Raw genomic sequence first — 5,031 nt, forward strand, 5'->3', positions numbered from 1 at the left:
TTGACGTAGATCAGGCCCATCTGCACCGCGCCGAGCGGTTCGGCCAGTTGCCGTTCGCCGCTGTAGCGTTCGTCGCCCAGCCACGTGCCTTCGGGACCCCAGTAGAGTTCTTCCGGCTCCCACACGTCGGCGCGGCCGCCGGCAAAGCCGAAGGTCTTGAAGCCCATCGATTCCAGGGCGACGTTGCCGACGAGAACGAACAGGTCGGCCCAGGAAATCTTGCGGCCGTATTTCTGCTTGATCGGCCACAGCAGGCGGCGCGCCTTGTCGAGGTTGGTGTTGTCAGGCCACGAGTTGAGCGGCGCGAAGCGTTGCTGGCCGGCGCCGGCGCCGCCGCGGCCGTCGGTGATGCGGTAGGTGCCGGCGGCATGCCACGCCAGGCGGATGAACAGTCCGCCATAGTGACCGAAGTCGGCCGGCCACCACGCCTGCGAGTCCGTCATCAGGGCGTGGAGATCCTTGATCACGGCGTCAAGGTCGAGGCTCTCGAATTCCTTGGCATAGTCGAACGCCTTGCCCATCGGATCGGCGGCCGGCGTCTTGGCATGGAGCACGCTGACATCGAGGTGCTCCGGCCACCAGTCACGGTTCCGGTGTCCACGGGTGCCGGTGAACGGGCATTTGCCCGCGCTATCGTCAGTCTTTGCGTCCATGGTTTTTCTCCGATCGCGTTTCTGTAGTTTCTTCGGGTTGGTTCCGTATCGATTGACAACGGTTTCCAGCATTTGTGACGGCTATGGCCGGGTTCGCCGGTTACCGCGGGGAGCTGGAACGTCGGGCCCATGCCCGGAACCGCAGGCGTCGATGCCTCTCTCGCCAATTCCTTGGACGCCTACCTTGGAAGATATCCAACATCAGGTCCAGTCGAATTGTCTTGAGCTCCCGATCAGTTTATCTGATGGCAATGATCACGCTTCGACAGCTTCGTTATCTCGCGGCCCTCGCCAAACACGGCCATTTCGGCCGCGCCGCGGAGGCCTGCGCCGTCACCCAGCCGGCGCTGTCGATGCAGATTCGCGATCTGGAACGGACCCTGGGCGTGGCGGTCGTCGAGCGCCGGCCCGGCGACGTCATCCTGACCGATGTAGGCCGAGAAATCGCCCGCCGCGGCGAAGACGTGCTGGCGGCCTCGCGCGATCTGGTCGATTTCGCCAGGCATCGCAGTGGGCTATTGACAGGACGGCTGACGCTCGGCGCCATCCCGTCATTGGCGCCCTATCTGCTGCCGCGGGTTCTCCCGCTCCTGCAAAGCCGGTATCCCGATTTGCAGCTCGAATTGCGGGAAACCCAGACCAGACAGCTGGTCGAGGAGATCAAGAGCGGCGCGCTGGATGCAGCGCTGCTCGCGCTACCGGCCGGCGAAGCCGATATCGATGCCATCGCCCTGTTCGAGGATCTGTTTCTGCTCGCGGTGCCCTCGGACGATCCGCGCGCCGAGACCGCGCGGGTCGCCGCCGACGAGATCGACCAGAGCCGCCTGATCCTGCTCGAAGACGGCCATTGCCTGCGCGACCAGGCGCTGGCGTTTTGCGCCACCGCGCGCGGCCGCGCGAGGGGTGCCGCGGGCACCGCGTTCGGTGCGTCCAGCCTCACCACCGTCATGCAGATGGTCGCCGGCGGCTATGGCGTCACGCTGATCCCGCAGATCGCCGCCGACGTCGAACGCCGTGACGAACGCGTCAAACTGCTGCGGCTGAAAAATCCGCAGCCCGGCCGAAGCATCGGTCTCGTGTTCCGCCGCACCTCGCCGCGCAAGGCGGATTTTGCCGCGCTGGGCGAGGTGGTGAAGGAAAGTGTTGGAATTCAGCCAGTGAAAAAAGCGATCAAGTAATGCTAATGGCGCCGCTTTCTTCTCCCTCTCCCGCTTGCGGGGAGGCGGGGTGGGGGTGACGCAGCAGACGCAAATCTCACGTTCATCGCCCGCTGAGAGAGCCCCCTCCCTAACCCTCCTCGCAAGCGCGGGAGAGGGGACGCATTTTGCGTTGCCGCGCTACGCGAGTTCAACAACGCCCAAAAGAAAAAGGGCGGCTGAGAAGCCGCCCTTCGTCGTTCTGGATTGCTGCGGCGATTACTCGCCGGCTGCCTCGCGCGCCGGGGCCTCGGTCTTCTGCTTGGCCTCGAGGTCCTCGCCGGTGGTCTGGTCGACCGCCTTCATCGACAGCCGCGTCTTGCCGCGATCGTCGAAGCCGAGCAGCTTGACCTTGACCTTGTCGCCTTCCTTGACGACGTCGGAGGTCTTCTGCACGCGGTTGGCCGCGAGCTGGCTGATATGGACGAGCCCGTCCTTGGCGCCGAAGAAGTTCACGAAAGCGCCGAACTCCATCACCTTCACCACGGTGCCGTCGTAGATCTGGCCGATCTCCGGATCGGAGGCGATCGACTTGATCCACTTGATCGCGGCCTTGATCGATTCGCCGTCGGCGGAAGCGACCTTCACGGTGCCGTCGTCGTCGATGTTGACCTTGGCGCCGGTCTTTTCGACGATCTCGCGGATCACCTTGCCGCCGGTGCCGATCACTTCGCGGATCTTGTCGGTGGCGATCTTGAAGGTCTCGATCCGCGGCGCGTATTCGCCGAGTTCGGCGCGCGCGGCGGTGAGGGCCTTCGACATTTCGCCGAGGATGTGGATGCGCCCTTCCTTGGCCTGGCCGAGCGCAACCTTCATGATCTCCTCGGTAATGCCGGCGATCTTGATGTCCATCTGCAGCGAGGTGATGCCATGGTCGGTGCCGGCGACCTTGAAGTCCATGTCGCCGAGATGATCCTCGTCGCCCAGGATGTCCGACAGCACCGCAAAGCGGCTGCCCTCCAGAATGAGGCCCATGGCGATGCCCGCCGTCGGCCGCTTCAGGGGAACGCCCGCATCCATCAGCGCCAGCGATGCGCCGCAGACGGAAGCCATCGAGGACGATCCGTTCGATTCGGTGATCTCGGAAACCACCCGCACCGTGTAGGGGAATTCATGGTGCGGCGGCAGCACGGGATGGATCGCGCGCCAGGCGAGCTTGCCGTGGCCGATCTCGCGGCGCTTGGTGCCGCCGAGCCGTCCGGTCTCGCCGACCGAGTAGGGAGGGAAGTTGTAGTGCAGCAGGAACGTCTCTTTGTACGTTCCCGACAGGGCGTCGATGTATTGCTCGTCCTCGCCGGTGCCGAGCGTGGTCACGACCATCGCCTGCGTCTCGCCGCGGGTGAACAGCGCCGAGCCGTGGGCGCGTGGCAATACGCCGACTTCGGCGATGATGTTGCGCACGGTCTTGGCGTCGCGGCCGTCGATGCGCTTGCCGGTGTCGAGGATGTTCCAGCGAACGATCTTGGCTTCCAGTTCCTTGAACACACCGGCAATGCGGAGCTTGTCGTATTTCGGTGCCTCACCTTCCGGGAAATAGTGGGCCATCACCTTTTCCTTGGCCTTGCCGACCGCCGCGTAGCGATCCTGCTTGACCGGAATGGCGTAGGCCGAGCGCAGATCGGTCTCGATCAGCGCCAGTATTTCCTTCTCCAGCGCGCTTTCGTCCACAACGGCCAGTTCGCGCGGCTCCTTGGCGGCCTTCTCCGCCAGTTCGATGATCGCCTTGATCACCGGCTGGAAATGCCGGTGGCCGAACATCACGGCGCCGAGCATGATTTCTTCGCTCAGCTCCTTGGCTTCCGATTCCACCATCAGCACCGCGTCGGAAGTGCCGGCAACGACCAGTTCGAGCTGGGTATCGACCATCTCGTCGAGCGTCGGGTTGAGCACATATTCGTCGTTCATGAAGCCGACGCGGGCGGCACCAATCGGGCCCTTGAACGGCACGCCGGACAGCGTCAGCGCCGCGGATGCGGCCACCATCGCCACGATGTCGGGATCGTTCTCCATGTCGTGCGACAGCACGGTAGCGATCACCTGGGTTTCGTTGCGCCAGCCATCGGCGAACAGCGGGCGGACGGGGCGGTCGATCAGGCGGGAGACCAGCGTCTCCTTCTCGGTGGGCCGGCCCTCGCGCTTGAAATAGCCGCCGGGAATGCGGCCCGCGGCGTAGGTCTTTTCCTGGTAGTCGACGGTGAGCGGCAGGAAGTCGACGCCTTCGCGCGGCGTTTTCGCCGCGACGACGGTGGCGAGCACGACGGTCTCGCCGTAGGTCGCCAGCACGGCGCCGTCGGCCTGGCGGGCGATTTTTCCGGTTTCAAGCCTGAGGGGACGGCCACCCCAGTCGATTTCGACTGAATGTATATTGAACATCTAGATTTTCTTTCATGGGTTTCGCGAAAAACGGACCCAGGAAACACAAAGACCATGCGCAAGATTGCGAGACGCTGATCGCATCGAGATCAGCATCCGGCGATCCTGCCATGGTCTTTATATTTCGGATGGCATCCATCCTTTCGGTAGTACGGGCATCTTGCCCCGCCCAGCGGCCGGATTGCTGCTGGACGTTCTTGCGCATGACCGACTCGGGAAACCGGAGTGCGATTTTCAAAAAACATGCGAAAACGCGCGCGACATGCGCGCGTGAACTTCAACTCAACGACGAATGTTGTGCTTTTCGAGCAGCGCCTTGTAACGCGCCTCGTCCTTTCGCTTGATGTAATCGAGCAGCGAACGGCGCGTTGCGACCATTTTCAAAAGCCCGCGACGCGAATGATTGTCCTTCACGTGGGATTTGAAATGGTCGGTGAGGTTGTTGATGCGTTCCGACAGGATCGCGACCTGGACCTCGGGCGAGCCGGTATCGCCGGCCTTGTTGGCATTGGTCTTGATGACTTCCGCTTTACGTTCGGCGGTAATCGACATCGTCAAACACTTTCATTGTTGCGAGCCGGACTGGCGGTCAGTCCGTTCAGGTTGAACACGCGCTTGGGGATGAGTTCGCCATTGCCAATTTCGGCGAGGGCCAGAAGCCGGCCTGCCACCGTGACATAGACTGTGCCGCTACAATTGGGCGCATCCCGTCCGCGCAACAAAACGGCCTGGCCCCTGTGGAGCCTTGCCGCATCCGCCCGTGTGACGGCCAGTGCCGGGATGTCGTCCAGCGCGGTCTCAACGGGCAA

At 63.3% G+C, this 5,031-nt stretch carries 5 protein-coding genes; 1 reads left to right on the forward strand and 4 read right to left on the reverse strand.

Annotated elements, in window-relative coordinates; all coding sequences use genetic code 11:
* The coding region (locus VK804_RS04080) for a peroxidase family protein (RefSeq protein ID WP_325368106.1) at positions 1-653 on the reverse strand (653 nt) is incomplete at its 3' end.
* 251 nt (positions 654-904) lie between these two features.
* Between VK804_RS04080 and VK804_RS04085 the strand changes: the two genes are divergently transcribed.
* Positions 905-1,831: a LysR substrate-binding domain-containing protein gene (locus VK804_RS04085; RefSeq protein ID WP_325368108.1), complete on the forward strand. Its 927-nt coding sequence runs from the start codon at positions 905-907 to the stop codon at positions 1,829-1,831.
* Between the two features lie 237 nt (positions 1,832-2,068).
* Here VK804_RS04085 and pnp read toward each other — a convergent pair whose 3' ends face one another.
* The 3 genes from pnp to VK804_RS04100 all read right to left on the reverse strand — a co-directional run.
* Entirely contained in the window at positions 2,069-4,222 is a 2,154-nt protein-coding gene (gene pnp / locus VK804_RS04090) for a polyribonucleotide nucleotidyltransferase (RefSeq protein WP_325368110.1), read from the reverse strand.
* Between the two features lie 282 nt (positions 4,223-4,504).
* Entirely contained in the window at positions 4,505-4,774 is a 270-nt protein-coding gene (gene rpsO / locus VK804_RS04095) for a 30S ribosomal protein S15 (protein ID WP_291575050.1), read from the reverse strand.
* 2 nt (positions 4,775-4,776) lie between these two features.
* A partial coding sequence (locus tag VK804_RS04100; protein ID WP_325368116.1) for a tRNA pseudouridine(55) synthase TruB occupies positions 4,777-5,031 on the reverse strand: 255 nt, incomplete at its 5' end.

Origin of the sequence: Bradyrhizobium sp., from assembly GCF_035484855.1 — a bacterium.
Classification (GTDB): Bacteria; Pseudomonadota; Alphaproteobacteria; order Rhizobiales; family Xanthobacteraceae; genus Bradyrhizobium.

What these genes read in the sequence shown, in the direction of transcription:
- VK804_RS04085 (WP_325368108.1), top strand. Translation starts at nt 905, where the DNA reads ATGATCACGCTTCGACAGCTTCGTTATCTCGCGGCCCTCGCCAAACAC.
- rpsO (WP_291575050.1), bottom strand. Translation starts at nt 4,774, where the DNA reads ATGTCGATTACCGCCGAACGTAAAGCGGAAGTCATCAAGACCAATGCC.
- pnp (WP_325368110.1), bottom strand. Translation starts at nt 4,222, where the DNA reads ATGTTCAATATACATTCAGTCGAAATCGACTGGGGTGGCCGTCCCCTC.